Source organism: Flavobacterium sp. IMCC34852 (assembly GCF_030643905.1).
Lineage (GTDB): Bacteria > Bacteroidota > Bacteroidia > Flavobacteriales > Flavobacteriaceae > Flavobacterium > Flavobacterium rivulicola.
Genome location: NZ_CP121446.1, coordinates 1887500 through 1907509 on the forward strand (window position 1 = coordinate 1887500; position 20010 = coordinate 1907509).

Sequence of the window (20010 nt, forward strand, 5' to 3'; positions counted from 1 at the left end):
TTTATGAAAAGGAAACTAGTCGTTTTAACCGGAGCCGGAATATCTGCAGAAAGCGGTATCAGAACCTTTCGCGATGCCGATGGTTTATGGGAAGGACATGATGTCATGGAAGTCGCTTCTTATGATGGTTGGCTCAGAAATAAAGCTTTGGTTTTAGATTTTTACAATCAAAGAAGAAGACAATTACATGAGGTAAAACCCAATCTTGGGCATATTGTATTGGCCGAATTAGAGCAGGATTTTGACATTCACATTATCACCCAAAATGTAGACAATCTTCACGAGCAAGCCGGAAGCAGTAAGGTTTTGCATCTGCATGGTGAATTATTAAAAGTGCGAAGTGATCATCCTCAATTTGAAGTTTTAGATTGGACTTCTGATCTAAATATAGGCGATGTTGATTCAGCAGGAAACCAACTGCGACCACATATCGTTTGGTTTGGCGAAGCCGTTCCTGCGATTGAAGAAGCAATAGATATTGTGGAAACAGCCGATTTTTTGGCAGTCGTTGGTACGTCACTTCAAGTATATCCCGCAGCTGGTTTGATGCATTATGCCAACAAAAATATTCCTTTGTTTTATATCGATCCAAATCCGGCTACAATCTATGATTTGCAAAATCCTCTGGAAGTGATTTCAATGACTGCCACGAAAGGTATCCCTGTTTTAAAGCAGAAATTACTCCATTTAAAATAAAAAACTGAGCACTGAGCACTGAACACTGAACACTATTCCTTATTTTTGCACCTCAAAACAACAACACACAACACATGTCACTAACAACTTTAAATGCCATTTCACCCATTGACGGAAGATACCGTAAAGCTACCAAATCTTTAGCCGCTTTTTTCTCTGAAGAAGCATTAATAAAATATAGAGTTCTGGTTGAGGTTGAATATTTTATTGCGTTATGCGAAAGTGATTTACCTCAATTGAAAGGAGTTAATAGAAACAGTTTTGAATCTCTGAGAAATATCTATAGTAACTTTACTACTGAAGATGCTTTGGTTATTAAGGAAACTGAGAAAACAACCAATCACGATGTGAAAGCGGTAGAGTATTTTATCAAAGATAAATTCGAAGCTTTAGGATTGAGTGACTACAAAGAGTTTATTCATTTCGGATTGACTTCACAAGACATTAATAATACGGCGATTCCGCTTTCAACAAAAGAAGCTTTTGAAAAAGTATATATGCCAAGCCTGATTGCTCTGATTGCTAAGTTGAAAGAGTTAAGCATGGAGTGGAAGGATATTCCGATGTTGGCCAGAACGCACGGACAGCCTGCTTCTCCAACACGTTTAGGAAAAGAAATTTTAGTTTTCGTAGAGCGTTTAGAAGAACAAATGCGTTTGTTGTTTAACATTCCGTTTGCGGCTAAATTTGGTGGTGCGACCGGAAATTTCAATGCGCATCATGTGGCTTATCCGAATATGGATTGGAAGCAATTCGGAACCACTTTTGTTGAGGAAACATTAGGATTACAACATTCTTTCCCAACCACGCAAATTGAACATTATGATCATTTTGCTGCCTTTTTTGATGCGTTGAAAAGAATCAATACTATCATTATCGATTTAGACCGAGATATTTGGACCTATGTTTCGATGGATTATTTCAAGCAAAAAATCAAAGCCGGAGAGATTGGTTCTTCAGCAATGCCACACAAAGTAAACCCAATTGATTTTGAGAACTCTGAAGGAAACTTAGGGATTGCCAATGCCATATTCGAACATTTGTCAGCCAAGTTACCGATTTCGAGATTGCAACGCGATTTAACCGATAGTACGGTTTTGAGAAATGTTGGCGTTCCTTTCGGGCACACTATCATTGCTTTTGAAGCGACTTTAAAAGGCTTGAATAAATTGTTGTTGAACGAATCCAAATTTGCCGAAGACTTAGAAAAAAATTGGGCCGTTGTAGCCGAAGCCATTCAAACCATTTTGCGTCGTGAAGGTTATCCGAATCCATATGAAGCCTTAAAAGGATTGACCAGAACTAACGAAGTGATGAACAAAGAATCCATTCACGCTTTTATCGGAACATTGAATGTTTCTGAGGATATCAAAGCCGAATTGTTAGCGATATCACCAAGTAATTATTTGGGGATTTAAATTTCAAATTTTATATAAAACAAAAAGGCATAAGAAATTAACTTATGCCTTTTTACTTTTGCCTAATGGCTAAATTATCTCGAATAATTCGGAGCTTCTTTAGTAATCGTCACATTATGCGGATGACTTTCGCCGATTCCGCTTGCGGTGATTCTAACGAATCTTCCGTTTTCTTGTAAGGTTGGAATATCTTTGGCACCGCAATATCCCATTCCGGCCCGTAAACCGCCAATGAATTGTTGCATGCTTTCGTTTAACTCACCTTTGTAAGGTACTCGGCCAACAATTCCTTCCGGCACTAATTTTTTAATATCGTCTTCCACATCTTGGAAGTAACGGTCTTTTGAACCTTCTTGCATGGCTTCCACAGAACCCATACCGCGATAAGACTTGAATTTTCTTCCTTCAAAAATGATGGTTTCCCCCGGAGATTCTTTGGTTCCTGCTAATAACGAACCAAGCATTACACTGTCCGCACCGGCAGCAATCGCTTTCGGAATATCGCCTGTGTAACGAATGCCACCATCAGCAATTACCGGAACTCCTGTGCCTCTCAAAGCCGCGGCAACTTCTAACACAGCTGAAAATTGCGGAAATCCAACGCCGGCAACCACTCGAGTGGTACAAATTGAACCCGGTCCAATACCCACTTTTACCGCATCGGCACCATTTTCAACTAAATACAAAGCCGCTTCCGGTGTGGCAATATTTCCAACGACCACGTCCAATTCGGGAAACTTGGCTTTGACTTCTTTTAAAACACTGACTACGCCTTTGGTATGACCGTGAGCGGTATCAATAATTACAGCATCTACACCGGCATTTACTAATGCGGTTGCTCTTTCCAACGCATCCGCTGTAACGCCCAATGCAGCGGCTACTCTTAAACGGCCAAACTTGTCTTTATTAGCAATAGGTTTTTGGGTAAGCTTAGTAATATCTCTGAAGGTAATTAAACCGACCAATTTATAGTTGGTATCCACTACCGGTAGTTTTTCAATTTTGTTTTGTTGTAAAATGCCTTCTGCTTCTTGTAAGGTAGTGCCAACCGCAGCTGTGACTAAATTTTTAGAAGTCATTACCTCAGTTATTGGTCGGGCATTTATTTTTTCAAATCGCAAATCTCGGTTGGTGGCAATTCCTTTCAATACGCCGTTTTCATCCACTACGGGAATACCGCCTATGCCAAACTCTTTCATGGCCATTTTAGCATCTCCTACAGTAGCCGTCAACGGCAACGTTACCGGATCGAGTATCATTCCGGCTTCGGCACGTTTTACTTTTCTGACTTTAGCGGCTTGTTGCTCAATAGTCATATTCTTGTGTAATACGCCAATGCCGCCTTCTTGAGCCATAGCTATTGCCATAGCGCTCTCGGTTACAGTATCCATAGCGGCTGAAACGATGGGAACATTTAAAGTGATATTTTTCGAAAACTTCGATTGTATGCTGACTTCGCGCGGTAAAACTTCAGAATAATTAGGGATTAGCAGTACATCGTCGTAGGTAAGACCTTCACCAACGATTTTAGTGGCGTGTGCTTTCATGTTGCAATTTGTAGTTGTAGTTAAATTGCGTGCAAATATACGTTAAAAGTTAGAAGTACGAAGAACGAATTACGAAGTTTTTAACTTTTTTAATGATAAGCATTGAAAATTTTAGAAGCCTCATTATAAGCGCTTTCAAAACTCATTGGACTAGTGTTGGTATTTTCCCTTTGAGCGGTGAAATAGGATAGAAGTTTTTCAGTAGGCATATTTCCGGTCAAATCGTCTTTAGCCATAGGGCATCCGCCAAAACCTTGAATGGCTCCATCAAATCTACGACAACCGGCTTTGTAGGCCGCATCCACTTTTTCATGCCATTTATCGGGAGTGGTATGTAAGTGGGCACCAAATTCGATGTTAGGGTATTTCGGAATCAAATTCGAAAACAAATAATCAATGACTTCCGGAGTAGAACTACCAATCGTATCGGAAAGCGATAAGATTTTTACGCCTCTATTGGCTAACTTTTCTGTCCATTCGCCTACAATTTCCACATTCCAAGGATCGCCGTACGGATTGCCGAATCCCATAGAAAGATAAGCTACAACTTCTTTATCAGAAGCATTCGCAATGTCTAAAATCTCTTGCAAGGTAATCAAGCTTTCAGCTATAGTCTTGTGCGTATTACGCATCTGAAAGTTTTCTGAAATCGAAAAAGGAAAACCTAAATATTGAATCTCTTTATGAACTGAAGCCAATTGAGCGCCTTGGGTATTGGCAATAATAGCCAATAGTTTACTTTGGGTTTGAGATAAATCTAATTGAGCCAACACTTCGGCAGTATCCTGCATTTGCGGAATCGCTTTGGGAGAAACAAAACTGCCAAAATCAATCGTATCAAAACCCACACGAAGCAAAGCCTGAATATAATCCACTTTCTTCTCAGTCGGAATAAAGGTTTTAATGCCTTGCATGGCATCTCGTGGACATTCTATAATTTTGATGGGCTTCAATTGTTTCGTTTTGTTGAGGCTAAGTTAGGAAGATTTTCTCAAAATCGCCTGATTGATTTCTTTGATTAAAGCCGGACCTTCATAGATAAATCCGGTGTACAATTGCACCAAACTTGCTCCCGCTTCCAATTTTTCAATCGCATCTTGGGCTGAATGAATACCGCCAACGCCAATGATGGGAAAGGCATTGTTGCTTTTTTCGGAAAGAAAACGAATCACTTCTGTAGAGCGTTCGGTCAAAGGTTTACCCGATAATCCACCGATTTCAGTTTTGTTTTCAGACAACAAACCTTCACGAGAAATGGTAGTGTTCGTGGCAATAACCCCGGCTATTTTAGAATCATTTACTATATCAATAATATCCAATAGTTGCTCGTTGGTCAAATCGGGCGCAATTTTTAACAGAATAGGTTTTGGATTTTTATGCAATAAATTATGTGATTGCAGCGTATTCAAAAGTTCCGTCAAAGGCTTTTTTTCCTGTAATTCTCTTAGGTTAGGCGTATTCGGCGAACTCACATTCACCACAAAATAATCTACATAATTGAATAAGGCATCAAAACAAAGTAAGTAATCTGAAGTGGCATTCTCATTCGGAGTAACTTTGTTTTTACCAATATTGCCGCCAATCAAAACACCTTTGTTTTGTTTTAATCGAAGTACAGCAGACTCTACACCGCCGTTGTTAAAACCCATTCGGTTAATGATAGCGCTGTCTTCTTTTAATCGGAATAAACGTTTTTTAGGATTGCCGTCTTGTGGTTTAGGGGTCAAAGTTCCGATTTCAATAAACCCGAAACCAAAATTAGATAACTCATTATACAACTTGGCATCTTTATCAAAACCAGCAGCCAAACCCACCGGATTTTTAAACTTTAAGCCAAAAACTTCACGCTCTAATCGTTGGTCTTCAACTTCATAAATCAATTTTAAAAGGTTGGGAACAAAAGGAATTTTGGAAATGAATTTTACCAAAGAGAAAGTGAAATAATGCACTTCTTCGGGATCAAACCAAAAAAGAATTGGACGAATGAGTAGTTTGTACATGGGTTGTGTTGTTGTGCTGCAAAGATAGTTTTTTTGTTGTTTATTTGGTAATTCGGTTATTTGGTAATTCGATTCATCTGTTTATAATTGAATTCTAACTACTTATAAATTAACCTAGGCTTCGAATCTTAAAAATAATATTTTTAGAATTTTAAATTTACAAATTACCGAATAACCGAATTACCAAATCAACATATTTACTATTTTAGCCAAACAATCCATACCCAATGATTTCAGAGCAACAGTTTCAAAAAGAGCTTGATATAATTATTCAAAACGGCATTCGCGAAGATATTGGTCTTGGCGATTACAGCTCGCTGGCTTGTATACCCAATGATGCTAAAGGGAAAGCCAAACTTTTAGTGAAAGACAATGGTATCATAGCCGGAGTCGAATTTGCCCAAATGATCTTTGAAAATGTCGACCCGACTTTACAAGTCGAAGTGTTTATAGAGGATGGAAAACCGGTTAAACACGGCGATGTCGTTTTTCACGTTTCGGGCAGTTCACAATCTATTTTGAAAGCGGAACGCTTGGTCCTGAATTCCATGCAAAGAATGTCGGCTATAGCCACTAAAACCAATAGTTACGTCCAGCTTTTAGAAGGCACCAAAACCAAAATTCTCGACACCCGAAAAACCACGCCCGGTTTCCGAGCTTGTGAAAAATGGGCTGTGAAAATTGGCGGCGGTGAAAACCATCGTTTTGCGTTGTACGACATGATTATGTTGAAAGATAACCATAATGATTTTGCGGGCGGAATTACCCATGCCATTACCAAAACCAAAGCCTTTTTAAAGCACCATAAGCTCGATTTAAAAATTGTAGTCGAAGCCAGAAATTTGGCCGAAATTGAAGAAATTCTCCAAAACGACGGCGTTTTCAGAATCCTGATAGATAACTTTAACTTTGAAGATACCGAAAAAGCCGTGGTGCTTATTGGGGATCGCTGTTTGACCGAATCATCCGGAAACATCAATGAAAAAACCATTCGACAATATGCGGAATGTGGTGTCGATTATATTTCGTCAGGCGCTTTAACCCATTCGGTTTACAATATGGATTTAAGCTTAAAAGCCTTTTAAAGATGAGTATTGAGATAGAAGATAAACTTAAAAAAATACCGGTAGTCAGAACACTCGTTTTGCTGTTGCAAAAAATACCGCTGCCTTGGTTGCATGGTTTGTCGTTCTATGATTTGATTGAACATTATTTCATAGGTATAGTCGAAGGTGCCATTTCTTACCGAGCCGCAGCCATTGCCTGGAGTTTCTTCATGTCGCTGTTTCCATTCGCACTTTTTATTTTAAACCTCATTCCGTACATTCCGATTGAAGGATTTCAAGAAGATTTTCTCGGATTTGTGCAACAAAGTGTGCCGCCAACCACTTACGACGCTATTTATAAAATCATCAATGACATTTTGCACAACAGTAACTCGGGCTTAATTTCAACCGGATTTTTCATGGCCATTCTCTTAATGACCAACGGAGTGAACGCTATTTTAGGCGGTTTTGAAAGTTCACACCACATCGATTTTTCACACAAGCGCAAGTTTGTTCGTCAGTACTTAGTGTCTTTGGCACTTTCTATCTTGCTGGCATTATTGCTCATTATCACCGTGGCAGCCATTGTAATCTTTGAAGTTTCCATTCAAAAAACAAAAATCCAAGACGTGCTTTCCGATAAAATTCCGCTCATAGAAATGGGACGATATGCCTTTGTGATTCTCATGATTTTGCTTTCCACTTCGTTGCTTTTTAAATTTGGTATCAAGCGCGATTCGAGACGTTCGTTTATTTCCATCGGTTCTGTGTTTACCACCATTTTGATTATTCTTTCTTCTTATACTTTCGGAATCTGGGTAGTGAAATTCTCCAAATACAACGAACTTTACGGCTCTATCGGGACGCTTTTGGTTATCATGTTTTACATTTGGATCAACTGTATGATTTTGCTTTTAGGCTTCGATTTGAATGCTTCGATTAATAAAATAAAGCGTCAAAAAGAAAAAGAATTAGAAACCAATCCATAGCGTTTTTTAAAGGTAATTCCCGCTGTGCCATCGGGGTTAAACACTCAAACTATTCGCATTTTTTAAATCATATATAATGTCTTTTTTTGTTGAAGTTATCATTCCGCTTTCCTTACCTAAAACCTTTACTTACAAGGTTTCGGAAACCGAATATAATTTTATTACTAAAGGAATGCGAATTGCAGTTCCCTTTGGTAAAAACAAAATTTACACTGCGCTGGCCATCGATTTGCATCAAAACGCGCCCACGCTCTACGAAGCCAAAGAAATCCATCAAATCCTCGATGATAAGCCTATTGTCAATGAGTGGCAAATCAACCATTGGTTTTGGATTGCTTCCTATTATATGTGTAATATTGGCGATGTTTATCGTGGCGCTTTGCCTTCCGCTTTGTTATTGGAAAGTGAAACCATCATTTCCCAACAAAAAGACACCGTCGTCAATGAAACCGAATTGTCTGATGATGAATTCCTGATTTATGAAGCCTTGCAACACCAAAGCTCGTTGAAGGTTCAAAATATAATGGACATCCTAAACAAAAAAACGGTTCTACCGGTCATTCAAAAGTTAATTCATAAAAAAATTATCACTTTAGAAGAAGAAATTCAGGAAGTGTATAAACCTAAACTCATTCGGTATATTCGTTTGCATCAACAATATCAATCGGAAGAAAGTTTGATTGCGCTTTTAGACAATTTAAAATCGGACAAAAGAAAAAATCTGGTGCTGCAGTATTTTCAATTACAAGCAAAAGAGCGCAAACCTATTTCAGTCAGACAACTAACCGAAACTGCTCAAACATCCGCAGCCATTATAAAAGCATTGATTGAGAAAGGTATTTTTGAAGAATATTATATCCAGGAAGACCGAGTCAATTTTGATAAAAATAAAACGGAAAACCAATTAACCTTAAGCGAAGCACAGCAAAAAGCACACGATGAAATTGAGCATGTATTTACAGAAAAAGAGGTTTGTTTATTACATGGTGTAACTTCCAGCGGCAAAACAGAAATTTACACCAAACTCATAGAACAGTACATCGCTGTCGGAAAGCAAGTCTTGTATTTGTTGCCCGAAATCGCTTTGACTACCCAATTGGTTTCGCGCTTGACGCAACATTTCGGTAATAAAGTAGCGGTTTTTCATTCTAAATACAGCAACAATGAAAGGGTAGAAGTATGGAACCATGTTTTACAACAATCAGAGAAAGCGCAAATTGTCATTGGCGCGCGTTCAGCCTTGTTTTTGCCGTTTTCAAATTTAGGGTTGATTATAGTAGATGAAGAACACGAGCCAACCTTCAAGCAACAAGATCCGGCACCGCGATATCATGCTCGTGATGCTGCGATAGTTTTGGCGCATGCGCATCAATCCAAGGTTTTGTTGGGTTCGGCTACGCCAAGTATCGAAACCTATTACAATGCAACTTCAGGGAAATTTGGTTTGGTGACTTTGAAAGAACGCTTTGGGAAAGTCCAAATGCCCGAAATAGAATTGGTAGATTTAAAAGACAGCTATTTCCGAAAAAGAATGAAAGGACATTTCAGCTTGACTTTAATCGAACAAATCACAGAAGCATTTGCTAATAACGAACAAGTAATATTATTTCAAAATCGCCGTGGTTTTTCACCGGTTTTAGAGTGTATGACTTGTGGTCATGTGCCGCAATGTCCGCAATGTGATGTGAGTTTAACTTATCACAAATACAAGAACCAATTGCGTTGTCATTACTGCGGATATAATATGGCAAAACCCTCAAATTGTCATGCTTGCTCCAGTGTGGATTTGGAAACCAAAGGATTCGGCACCGAGCAAATCGAATTGGAATTGGCCGAACTCTTTCCGAACAAGAACATCAAACGCATGGACCAAGACACTACGCGCGGTAAATACAGTTTTGAAAAAATCATCGACGGATTTAAGAATAGAGAAATTGATGTTTTGGTTGGTACACAAATGTTGGCTAAAGGGTTGGATTTTGACAATGTATCTTTAGTTGGTATCATGAACGCAGACAACATGTTATATCATCCGGATTTCAGAGCGTTTGAAAGAAGTTATCAAATGATGACCCAAGTAGCCGGTCGTTCCGGTCGAAGTGAGAAAAGAGGAAAAGTGGTTATTCAAACCTACAATCCGTTGCATAACATTATACAGCAAGTCACCCATAATGATTATCAAGGCATGTACAAAGAGCAATTGTACGAACGTAAGATTTATTACTATCCGCCGTTTTATCGCTTAATAAAGCTTACGTTGAAGCATCGGGATTTTGATAAATTAAAAGAAGGTTCGATGTGGTTGTACCAAGTCTTGCAACAAAACTTGTCGATTCCTGTTCTCGGTCCGGAAGAACCTGCTATTAGTCGCATTCGCAATGAATACATTCGTACGATTATGATAAAAATCCCAAGCGAAACGCCATTACAAGGCACAAAAAAAACTATCCAGAAAGTACTGAATAGTTTTGAGATGGTATCGCAATACAGGGCCATTAAGGTTACTGTAAATGTCGATTTTTATTGAGTAAATTTAAGCAATAGCTAAAGCTTTAATCAAATCTTCTTTTTTGTTACGGCTCAACGGAATTTTAGTAACCCCAATTTCCGCAAACTTACTATTGAAACGTTCTACTTTATCAATATTAATGATATAAGATTTGTGAACTCTGATAAATTTCTCTTTTGATAAATCTTGTTCAAAAGATTTCATGGTAGAAAGCACCAAGTTACTGTCGTCTTCGGTGACAACTTTTACATAATCTCCGTAGGCTTCAATCCACTTAATTTTATTAGTGTAAACTTTAAGTTTTTTAAGATTACTTTTAATGAAGATATGTTCTCCTTCTTCTTCTTGATTTTCTTTCTTAAGCATATGAAAATCCATTGCTCTTCTAACAGAAGCATTGAAACGATCTAAAGCTATCGGTTTTTGTAGGTAGTCCGTAGCATCATAATCGAACGCTTTCATAGCGTATTCTGCTTTTGACGTGATAAAAATAATTTGGGGTTTTACTTTTAATCCGTCTAAGAAATCAAAACCACTGATAACCGGCATCTCTATATCGAGAAAAATTAAATCAACGGTGTGAACCGACATGCAATTTTTTGCTTCAATTGCATTAGAAAAATCACCTACTAAATGTAAATTCGGGTGATTATTTACTAACTTTGCAATGATCATCCTTTGGATAGAACTATCATCGACAACAACACAATTTAGTTTCATAATATTATTTATTATAGATTTGGTGATGTAAAAATAGATACTTTTTTTTAATCCACCTAACATTTCGTCGATTTTTTTTGCTTTTAAACGATATTTTTTACTTTTAGACGATTTCAGAGGCGTCGCGATTGTTTATTGAAAAGTATTTTATATCTTCGCGCCCAATTTAAAATTTAACAAAATTTATTATGAATCATTACGAAACTGTTTTCATCTTAAATCCCGTTTTATCTGAAGTTCAGGTAAAGGAAACAGTAAGCAAATTTGAAGATTTTCTTACGTCAAGAGGAGCAAAGATGGTATCTAAAGAGGATTGGGGCTTAAAAAAATTAGCTTACGAAATCCAAAACAAAAAAAGTGGTTTTTACCATTTATTTGAATTCCAAGTAACACCGGAAGTATTAATTGCTTTTGAAACTGAGTTCAGACGTGACGAAAGAGTAATGCGTTTCTTAACGGTGAGTTTAGACAAACACGCAATCTCTTGGGCGGAAAGAAGAAGAGCTAAATTAAAAGAAACCTCTAAAGCTTAATCATTATGGCAAATTTGCAACAATCAGCTTCAGGAAAAAAAGACGGAGATATCAGATATTTAACGCCTTTAAACATCGAAACCAACAAAACTAAAAAGTATTGTCGTTTCAAAAAATCAGGAATCAAATATGTAGACTACAAAGATCCTGACTTCTTATTGAAATTCGTAAACGAGCAAGGTAAAATTTTACCAAGACGTTTAACCGGAACTTCATTAAAGTACCAAAGAAAAGTGTCTGTAGCTGTGAAAAGAGCACGTCACTTAGCTTTAATGCCATACGTGGCCGATTTATTAAAATAATAATTAAACAATAGTTGTTGGTTTTCGTAACAGAAACCTAACTTCTCTAATAAAGGACAACAACATGGAATTGATCTTAAAACAAGACGTTCAAAATTTAGGATTTAAAGATGACGTAGTAACAGTAAAAAACGGTTACGGTCGTAATTATTTAATCCCGCAAGGGTTTGCTCAATTGGCAACACCTTCTGCCAAAAAAGTTTTAGCTGAAAACTTAAAACAAAGAGCTTTCAAAGAAGCTAAAATTGTTGATGACGCTAAAAAATTAGCTGAAGCCTTAAAAGCTTTAGAAATTAAAATTACTGCCAAAGCCGGTGGTGAAAAATTATTCGGTTCGATTACTAACATTGACATTGCTGCTGCTTTAGAAGCTGCCGGTCAACCAATCGACAGAAAATTTATCACTTCAGGTGTGGTAAAACGTACCGGTAAATATGCTGCTACTGTGAGATTACACAGAGAAGTAGTAATCGAATTACCATACGAAATTGTAGCTGAGAAATAATATTTCGATATACAGTATGAAAAGTCCCGATGTAAGTCGGGATTTTTTTTTAATAAATTTTTTAGAATGAAATACAAAAGACTCACCAAAGAACAATTCGAAGCTTTACACCAAGAGTTCAGTAACTTCTTGGCCACGCAATCTATAGATAAAACAGAATGGGATTCCATTAAAATCCATAAGCCCGAAGTGGCCGAACAAGAATTAGACGTTTTCTCTGATCTAATCTGGGAAGGCGTTTTGACCAATGCCCAATATTTAGAGCATTTCTCCAAAAATCACATATTCCTTTTTCACTGTCAGGAAAAATTAATCCAGTCTATCGTTTTGAAAGCTTTGGAACCGGAAGTGAATTTTATGGAAAAAGAAGGCTTGCAATGGCTAAGCGATAATTTGTTTACCGACACTGTAGAAATCCATTTGGGTAAAAAAGAATATGACCAAGAGCGAAATACCGCGATTTTTGATTTGATTACCCAAGGCGCTATCTTGAGTGACGGACAATTGTACTTGCAAATCAACGGAATAATTCAAGCGTAAAAGTTTATTCCTTTTTCAAAAATATTGGCTATTTTAGTGCACACAATTTGCAACTAGTATAGCCAATTTCTTTTTATGGATATTCCCAAAATCATTCAGGATTTACGCGACGAACTCAACCAACACAACCACAATTATTATGTGTTGGACCAACCAACAATTTCCGACTTTGAATTTGACCAAAAACTAAAACAACTTCAAGAGTTAGAAAATCAACATCCGGAATGCTTTGATGAAAACTCTCCAACGCAACGAGTGGGCGGTACGATTACCAAAAACTTCCAAACAGTCGTGCACGACTATCGCATGTATTCGTTGGACAATTCCTATTCCAAAGAAGATTTAATCGATTGGGAAACCCGAATCCAGAAAGTTTTAGGCAATGTGCCATTACAATATACTTGTGAATTAAAATACGACGGTGCTTCGATTTCTATTACCTATGAAAACGGAAAACTCTTACGCGCCGTGACTCGTGGTGACGGTTTTCAAGGCGATGATGTGACCAATAATATCAAAACGATTAAATCGATTCCGCTTCAATTAAAAGGAAGTTTCCCGGAACGTTTCGACATTCGCGGAGAAATCATTCTCCCTTTTGAAGGATTCGAAAAAATGAACCAAGAGCTGATTGAAATAGGCGAAACACCCTATTCCAATCCAAGAAATACTGCTTCCGGTAGTTTGAAATTACAAGACAGCAGTGAAGTAGCTAAAAGACCTTTAGAATGTTTGCTGTACTTTATTGTAGGGAATAATCTCAACATCAAAACCCAATTTGAAGGTTTAGAAGCCGCCAGAAGTTGGGGTTTCAAAGTCCCGAAAGAAGCCAAATTAGCCAATAGTTTGGCCGAAGTTTTCGAATACATCAATTATTGGGACGAACACCGACACCACTTGCCTTACGAAACCGATGGTGTTGTAATTAAGGTGAATAGTTTCCAACATCAGGATGAATTGGGTTATACGGCTAAATCACCGCGTTGGGCCATGGCTTATAAATTCAAAGCCGAACAAGTTTCTACCAAACTCAATTCGATTTCGTATCAAGTCGGCCGAACCGGTTCGATTACTCCTGTGGCTAATTTAGAGCCGGTTCAATTGGCCGGAACTATTGTCAAAAGGGCTTCTTTGCACAATGCTGATCAAATTGAAAAACTCGACATCAGATTAGGCGATACCGTATTTGTTGAAAAAGGAGGCGAAATCATTCCGAAGATTATTGCCGTTGATTTATCCAAAAGAAATCCGGCATCAGAAAGAACGCAATACATTTCTCATTGTCCGGAATGTAATTCGGAACTGGTCAGATTGGAAGGCGAAGCCAATCATTATTGCCCCAACTTTTATGGTTGTCCACCACAAATTATAGGTAGAATTCAGCATTTTATTTCTCGTAAAGCCATGGATATTGAAGGTTTGGGTGGAGAAACTGTCGCTTTACTTTACAACAATGGTTTAGTAAAAGATTATGCTGATTTATACGAACTAACGGTGGAGCAAATTTTGCCTTTAGATCGTATGGCGCAGAAATCGGCTGAGAATTTAGTCAATGGTGTTCTGAAATCAAAAGAAGTACCGTTTGAAAGAGTGTTGTATGCGATAGGAATTCGTTATGTTGGAGAAACCGTAGCTAAGAAATTAGCCAAATATTACAAGACCATTGATGCCATCCGAAGTGCTTCTTTGATGGATTTAATCTTAGTGGATGAAATAGGAGAGAAGATTGCCCAAAGTGTCATTGAATTCTTTGAGAATGAAGAAAATGTTCGCATCATTGAGCGTTTAAAACAATATGGCGTTCAAATGGAAATGATTGAAGTCCACAATCCGAATGCTACAGATAAATTAGTTGGTAAAATCTTTGTTGTTTCCGGTGTATTTGAAAAATTCTCACGTGACGATTTGAAAAAAGCCATTGAAGATAACGGCGGAAAAGTCGGCAGTTCTATTTCGGCTAAAACTGATTTTGTGGTTGCGGGTGATAATATGGGTCCGGCCAAATTGGAAAAAGCCAACCAACTAAAAGTCCCGATTATTTCAGAAGACGACTTTTTAACTATGATTTCTTAGCTGTTAAAACGTATTTTATTGACTTTAAATCATTTGGTATTATTTTTTGTGTTAATTTTAATTATCAAAAATGATTTTTATGTTTAAAAAGGACAGTATCGTAAAGGCATTAACTTTTTGCTTTTTTATCGTAGCTTTTTTTGAAATTGTTTCAGAATACTTAGCGTATACTCCATTTATTTGTTCATTAAAACCTTTGATTCCGCTACTTTTAGTAGTGATATATCTTACTAGCTCTACCCAAAAGAATCCTGTGTTTGTGATTGTTTTATTGCTTTCTATGGTGGTCAATATATTGTTTATTCCCAATACGCCTGCTTGTCTTTATTATGCTTTAATCATCTTTACCATTCATCGAATTGTAATTATATACCTGATTTTTTCCCTGCAAAAAGTAAAAGACTTTATCCCGATTGTTATTGCTACGGTGCCTTTTCTATTGATTTTCTTCTATTTATTTATTGAAACCAATGAAATCCCGTCCAATAGTTTTTACTTATTGATTTTACAAAATATACTGATCTCATTGTTCGCCGGTATTGCGCTTTCCAGTTATGTGATGAATGATAACAAACAAAACTCAGTGTTATTGATATCAGTATTGCTTTTTGTGATGTTGCAGTTTACGGTCTTTATTGAGAAGTATTTCTTAGTCAATGAATTTCAAATGTTATTCAGACCTTTGGCCATGACTTTTAATACTCTGGCTTTCTTTTCTTTCTACAAATACGTAATTATAGCCGAGAAATCAAACCACAATTGATTTTCCATTGACAGATAAGGATTTGTCATTTTCGAAGTAAAAATCAATTCGGCCCAAATTAATCCCGTAACAACCTACCTGATTGACCAAAACATCTTGCCCTTCACTGTTTTTTAATACAGTCGGTTTGTCAAGAAAAGTATGTGTGTGACCGCCAATGATTAAGTCGATGTCTTTGGTAAGCGTAGCGAGTTTGGTATCGCAAATCTTTTCCGGATCATCTTTGTATTTGTAGCCAAGATGTGAAAGGCAAATAACTAAATCACATTTTTTTTCCTGTTTTAAAACTCGGGCCATATCTTGTGCTACAGTCAACGGATCATTGTAGATGGTTTCTTTGTAATTTTTTTTATCTACCAAACCGTCTAAACCGACACCAAGACCAAAGACGCCAACTTTAATTCCGTCTTTGTCAAGGATTTTGTATGGTTTTACATGACCGTTCATTATAGTGTTTTTAAAATCGTAATTGGCAGAAACAAACTCAAAACCGGCATGGGGTAATTGCGCATACAAACCTTCGATTCCGTTGTCAAAGTCGTGGTTTCCGATAGTGGCCAAGTCATATTGCATCATGCTCATCAGTTTGAATTCCAATTCACCTCCGTAGTAATTAAAATAAGGCGTTCCTTGAAAAATATCACCGGCATCAAGCAACAAGACATTGGGATTTTCTTGGCGAATACTTGCTATTAAGGCAGCTCTTCTCGCCACACCGCCCATATTTGGGTTCTTCGGATGATTGGCCGGAAACGGATCAATATAACTGTGAACATCGTTGGTGTGCAAAACCGTAAGCTGTTTGGTATTTGCTGTTTTGAAACTGCTCAACGAAAGAACACCAAGTCCTAATAATGCTGAGCTTGCCGCTGTTTTTTGTATAAAATCTCTTCTTTTCATCTTACAATTCTTTGCTGATTCTGATGTCTTTACCGGCAGTAATGATTTTATTTTCTTTGAAATAATCAATAATGATGTTTCGGAGTTTATAATCTAAGTCATACTTAGCCACGCTTTTTTTAAAGAAAAGCATGTTGTCGCCACCGTTGACTAAATAATCGGAAGTCACTACATAGTAAACCTTGTCATTGTCTAAAAGTTTACCGTTTACCAAAATATCTTTTGGCTGCTTGTCTTTAGCAATGGTAAAAGTGATTCCTTTCATCGGATGAGGCTTTTTCTCCGTAATGAGGTAATTGACTATTTCGAGGATTTGTTCTCCTTTTAAACCAACTACTATAGCGCTGTTTTCAAAAGGCATGATTTCATAAGCATTACGGGCAGTTACATCACCTTTAGAAATAATAGTTCGAATACCGCCATGGTTAAGCAAACAAATGTCAATTGATTTTTGTTCTCTTTTTTCAAAAATGGGATTGGCTTTCGCCAAAGTAATATCGGATAAAAAATTGCCCATTGGCGTTTGCCATTCACCCGATTTATCAATGGTTTCCGGAGCATTGGCCAAAACCATACTCAAATCTTTGTCGATATTATCGCGGTAGGGTTTGATAAAGTTTTCAATGTCAGCTACTTCGGAATGCTTATCAGTAATGGCAATTTCTTTGCCTTCAATGCGGGTGATGTGGTATTTTTTTTCTGCGCAGGAAATAAGGCTTGTAAATGTTAATAATAAAACAAAATGTTTTAATACAACGTTATAGTTTTTTAGTTTTACCATCGCTTTTGGCACTAATTTTAGTAGTTTTGTATTTCAAGTAAAAGTAGTATGTTTTTAAATTACTTAAAGGATTTTTCAACAAAAAAAATTGTCAAGAATAGTTTATCAAATGTAAAACATTTGACTTCAGACAGCGTAATCAAAACTGTCGGGATTATTTTTGATGAAACCTACTTTTACGAAAGAGAAGCTTTGGTTAAAGAATTGATTCAAAACGGAATTGCGGAAAGCGATGTTAAGGTTTTGGTTTTTAAAAACAAAATTAAAAAGAATGAAGTCTTTGATTATCCTACCTTTAGTCATAGAGATTTGAGTTGGCACGGAACAGTTGATAAAAAAGAAGTTAAAGATTTTATAAACGAACCGTTTGATTTGTTAATCAATTATTATGACACCGAGAAAGTTGCCCTTTTGTTAGTGTCTCATCAATCAAAAGCCGGATTTAAAGTAGGTTTTGCTTCCATCGACAAAAGGCTGAATCACTTTATGATTAATACCAATGCAGAAAATTACAAAGTCTTCACAGACGAACTATTTAAATATTTAAAAATTCTAAACAAAATTTAAAATGCAAGCACTAATTGGCACCGGAGTTGCCCTTGTTACCCCATTCAAAAAAGATTTTTCTGTCGATGTTGAGGCGCTTAAATCGATTGTTAACTTTCAAGTTGACAACGGAATCGACTATTTAGTCGTTTTAGGAACTACAGCAGAAACCGCTACTTTGTCTAAAGACGAAAAAGAATTGGTAATAAAGACAATCGTGGAAGCCAATAAAGGAAGATTGCCTTTGGTTTTAGGTGTCGGAAGTAACAATACCCAAGAAGTAGTGGCCGAATTAAAGTCGAGAGATTTTTCAGATTTCGTAGCCATACTTTCGGTTTCTCCTTATTACAACAAACCAACTCAGGAAGGAATTTACCAGCATTTTAAAGCCATTGCTGAAGCTTCGCCTATTCCCGTTATTTTATACAATGTTCCCGGAAGAACAGCCAGTAATATGTTACCTTCCACTATCATTCGTTTGGCCAATGATTTCAAAAATGTTGTAGCGGTCAAAGAAGCTGCAGGTGATATTGTTCAAGCCATGAAATTGATTCAAGGCAAGCCCAAAGATTTCTTGGTAATTTCAGGCGATGACATGATTACCTTGCCCATGATTTTAGCCGGAGGCGCGGGCGTTATTTCGGTTATTGCAGAAGGTTTTCCGAAGCAATTTTCAGAGATGGTGCATTTGGGATTAAACAAAAGAGTAGAGGAAGCCTACAAGCTGCATTATCTTTTAGCCGATGCTATTGATATGATTTTTGAACAAGGTAATCCGGCGGGAATAAAAGAGGTCTTTAAATCCTTGGGATTATCAGAGAATACAGTTCGTTTGCCTTTGGTCAATGTAGATGAAAATTTGGCCAATCGCTTGTATGACTTCACCAATAAAATTTCAAAAATGTAGTTTTTTCGACTGCGAAAAAAATATTTTGTTGTAAACAATTAATAACTAAATTTGCAGTTGGTTTTTTAATCGCAAAATGTGTTTAAAATCAGCCATCCTAAACAATATAATGAAGAAATTTTTAGCCCTATTTGCCGTATTAGTATTTCTTTCGTCTTGTAACGAATACCAAAAAGCATTAAAATCAGAGGATATTGGCGTGAAGTTCGATATGGCCACCCAAATGTATGATGCTCAAAAATACGGTAAAGCCATCAGACTTTTTGAACAAATAGCTCCGGCTTACAAAGGCAAACCGCAAGCAGAGAAAATGTTTTACATGTATTCTCAATCACTTTACAAAACCAATCAATTTTATTTGGCCGGTTATCAATTTGAAAGCTTTGCAGCGAGTTATCCCAAAAGTGAAAAAATGGAAGAAGCACTGTTTTTAGGTGCTAAATGCTTTTCTAAATTATCTCCTGTTTACAGTTTAGATCAAATCGATACTTACAAAGCCATTGAAAAGCTGCAAAATTTTATTGATATTTATCCGGAGTCACAATATTTGACAGAAGCCAATACAATAGCCAAAGTGTTAAGAGAAAAGCTGGAGAAAAAAGCTTATGAGAATGCTAAAATTTACAACAACATTTCCGATTACAAAGCGGCTATGGTAGCTTTTGATAATTTTATAATCAATTATCCTGGAACACCTTACAAAGAAGATGCTTTGTTTTACAAGTTAGATTCTGCTTTCAAACTGGCCATCAACAGCGTGCCTTCAAAAATGGAAGAGCGTTTGAACAACGCCAAAGCAGCATACAATAGCTTAATTAAACACAAAGCAGATACACATTACAAAGCAAAAGCTGATGAAATGTTGGCTAGAATTGAAACCGATTTAAAACAATTTACTAAATAAAAAAGTCATGGATTTAAAAAAGACGAATGCACCGGTTAACACAATCACTTACAATAAAACTGTAATTGAAGAGCGTACCGGCAATGTTTACGAGGCAATAACAATAATGGCTAAAAGAGCAAACCAAATCAATTCTGAAATCAAAAAGGAATTGACCGAGAAATTAGAAGAGTTTGCTACTTACAACGATAGTTTAGAAGAAATCTTTGAAAACAAAGAACAAATTGAAGTTTCTAAATACTACGAAAAGTTACCAAAACCACATGCATTGGCTGTTCAAGAATGGCTTGATGACAAAATTTACTACAGAGATACTACAAAAGACTAATTC

General features: G+C 36.9%; 21 protein-coding genes. 15 read left to right on the forward strand and 6 right to left on the reverse strand.

The genetic code is table 11. The features are described 5' to 3' along the window. Positions 1–3 precede the first annotated feature (3 nt). Together P7V56_RS08160 and purB are read left to right on the forward strand one after the other, a co-directional pair. Positions 4–696 carry an SIR2 family NAD-dependent protein deacylase gene (locus P7V56_RS08160; RefSeq protein ID WP_171223133.1) on the forward strand — a complete coding sequence of 231 codons (693 nt, stop codon included), beginning with the start codon at positions 4–6 and terminating at the stop codon, positions 694–696. Positions 697–770: 74 nt separating this feature from the next. Beyond that, positions 771–2114 (forward strand): adenylosuccinate lyase, encoded by a 1344-nt coding sequence (gene purB, locus P7V56_RS08165; protein WP_171223132.1) that lies wholly within the window; start codon positions 771–773, stop codon positions 2112–2114. 74 nt (positions 2115–2188) lie between these two features. Here purB and guaB read toward each other — a convergent pair whose 3' ends face one another. From guaB to P7V56_RS08180, 3 genes are all read right to left on the reverse strand, one after another. Then, positions 2189–3661, reverse strand: coding sequence for an IMP dehydrogenase (gene guaB / locus P7V56_RS08170; RefSeq protein ID WP_171223131.1), 1473 nt, complete (start codon positions 3659–3661; stop codon positions 2189–2191). 89 nt (positions 3662–3750) lie between these two features. Next, positions 3751–4614 carry a hydroxymethylglutaryl-CoA lyase gene (locus P7V56_RS08175; RefSeq protein ID WP_171223130.1) on the reverse strand — a complete coding sequence of 288 codons (864 nt, stop codon included), beginning with the start codon at positions 4612–4614 and terminating at the stop codon, positions 3751–3753. A gap of 24 nt (positions 4615–4638) precedes the next feature. Further along, complete coding sequence (locus P7V56_RS08180; protein ID WP_171223129.1) at positions 4639–5661, reverse strand: quinone-dependent dihydroorotate dehydrogenase; 1023 nt, start codon at positions 5659–5661, stop codon at positions 4639–4641. 227 nt (positions 5662–5888) lie between these two features. Between P7V56_RS08180 and nadC the strand changes: the two genes are divergently transcribed. The 3 genes from nadC to priA all read left to right on the forward strand — a co-directional run bounded on the left by nadC (position 5889) and on the right by priA (position 10223). Further along, positions 5889–6746, forward strand: coding sequence for a carboxylating nicotinate-nucleotide diphosphorylase (gene nadC / locus P7V56_RS08185; protein ID WP_171223128.1), 858 nt, complete (start codon positions 5889–5891; stop codon positions 6744–6746). A 2-nt stretch (positions 6747–6748) separates the two neighbouring features. Continuing rightward, positions 6749–7696 (forward strand): YihY/virulence factor BrkB family protein, encoded by a 948-nt coding sequence (locus P7V56_RS08190; protein WP_171223127.1) that lies wholly within the window; start codon positions 6749–6751, stop codon positions 7694–7696. 76 nt (positions 7697–7772) lie between these two features. Continuing rightward, on the forward strand, positions 7773–10223 hold the full coding sequence (priA, locus tag P7V56_RS08195; RefSeq protein ID WP_171223126.1) for a replication restart helicase PriA: 2451 nt from the start codon (positions 7773–7775) through the stop codon (positions 10221–10223). 6 nt (positions 10224–10229) lie between these two features. On the opposite strand, the gene P7V56_RS08200 is transcribed toward priA, so the two are convergent. Continuing rightward, on the reverse strand, positions 10230–10925 hold the full coding sequence (locus P7V56_RS08200) for a LytR/AlgR family response regulator transcription factor (protein WP_171223125.1): 696 nt from the start codon (positions 10923–10925) through the stop codon (positions 10230–10232). A gap of 188 nt (positions 10926–11113) precedes the next feature. On the opposite strand from P7V56_RS08200, the gene rpsF reads away from it, so the two are divergent. The 6 genes from rpsF to P7V56_RS08230 all read left to right on the forward strand — a co-directional run bounded on the left by rpsF (position 11114) and on the right by P7V56_RS08230 (position 15641). After that, complete coding sequence (rpsF, locus tag P7V56_RS08205) at positions 11114–11458, forward strand: 30S ribosomal protein S6 (RefSeq protein ID WP_171223124.1); 345 nt, start codon at positions 11114–11116, stop codon at positions 11456–11458. A 5-nt stretch (positions 11459–11463) separates the two neighbouring features. Continuing rightward, on the forward strand, positions 11464–11760 hold the full coding sequence (gene rpsR / locus P7V56_RS08210; protein ID WP_131476582.1) for a 30S ribosomal protein S18: 297 nt from the start codon (positions 11464–11466) through the stop codon (positions 11758–11760). A gap of 64 nt (positions 11761–11824) precedes the next feature. Then, complete coding sequence (gene rplI, locus P7V56_RS08215) at positions 11825–12265, forward strand: 50S ribosomal protein L9 (RefSeq protein WP_171223123.1); 441 nt, start codon at positions 11825–11827, stop codon at positions 12263–12265. A 66-nt stretch (positions 12266–12331) separates the two neighbouring features. Next, on the forward strand, positions 12332–12805 hold the full coding sequence (locus tag P7V56_RS08220) for a DUF6495 family protein (RefSeq protein ID WP_171223122.1): 474 nt from the start codon (positions 12332–12334) through the stop codon (positions 12803–12805). Positions 12806–12880: 75 nt separating this feature from the next. After that, complete coding sequence (gene ligA / locus P7V56_RS08225; protein ID WP_171223121.1) at positions 12881–14878, forward strand: NAD-dependent DNA ligase LigA; 1998 nt, start codon at positions 12881–12883, stop codon at positions 14876–14878. Between the two features lie 79 nt (positions 14879–14957). Then, positions 14958–15641, forward strand: coding sequence for a hypothetical protein (locus P7V56_RS08230; RefSeq protein ID WP_171223120.1), 684 nt, complete (start codon positions 14958–14960; stop codon positions 15639–15641). Here the strand turns inward: P7V56_RS08230 and P7V56_RS08235 are convergent. Both P7V56_RS08235 and P7V56_RS08240 read right to left on the reverse strand, forming a co-directional pair. Further along, the gene (locus P7V56_RS08235; RefSeq protein WP_171223119.1) at positions 15627–16541 is read right to left on the reverse strand and encodes a bifunctional metallophosphatase/5'-nucleotidase; all 915 of its coding nucleotides are present in this window, start codon (positions 16539–16541) and stop codon (positions 15627–15629) included. The two genes, P7V56_RS08230 and P7V56_RS08235, sit on opposite strands and share 15 nt — an antisense overlap. A gap of 1 nt (position 16542) precedes the next feature. Then, on the reverse strand, positions 16543–17322 hold the full coding sequence (locus tag P7V56_RS08240) for a 5'-nucleotidase C-terminal domain-containing protein (RefSeq protein ID WP_171223118.1): 780 nt from the start codon (positions 17320–17322) through the stop codon (positions 16543–16545). 48 nt (positions 17323–17370) lie between these two features. Between P7V56_RS08240 and P7V56_RS08245 the strand changes: the two genes are divergently transcribed. The 4 genes from P7V56_RS08245 to P7V56_RS08260 all read left to right on the forward strand — a co-directional run bounded on the left by P7V56_RS08245 (position 17371) and on the right by P7V56_RS08260 (position 20007). Further along, positions 17371–17889, forward strand: a complete 519-nt coding sequence (locus P7V56_RS08245) for a DUF6913 domain-containing protein (protein ID WP_171223117.1) — start codon at positions 17371–17373, stop codon at positions 17887–17889. 1 nt (position 17890) lies between these two features. Beyond that, the gene (gene dapA / locus P7V56_RS08250; RefSeq protein WP_171223116.1) at positions 17891–18775 is read left to right on the forward strand and encodes a 4-hydroxy-tetrahydrodipicolinate synthase; all 885 of its coding nucleotides are present in this window, start codon (positions 17891–17893) and stop codon (positions 18773–18775) included. Between the two features lie 109 nt (positions 18776–18884). Continuing rightward, a complete protein-coding gene (locus tag P7V56_RS08255; protein ID WP_171223115.1) occupies positions 18885–19679 on the forward strand; it encodes an outer membrane protein assembly factor BamD in 795 nt (264 codons plus the stop codon). A 7-nt stretch (positions 19680–19686) separates the two neighbouring features. Continuing rightward, positions 19687–20007 (forward strand): DNA-directed RNA polymerase subunit omega, encoded by a 321-nt coding sequence (locus tag P7V56_RS08260; protein WP_121313610.1) that lies wholly within the window; start codon positions 19687–19689, stop codon positions 20005–20007. Positions 20008–20010: the final 3 nt, after the last annotated feature.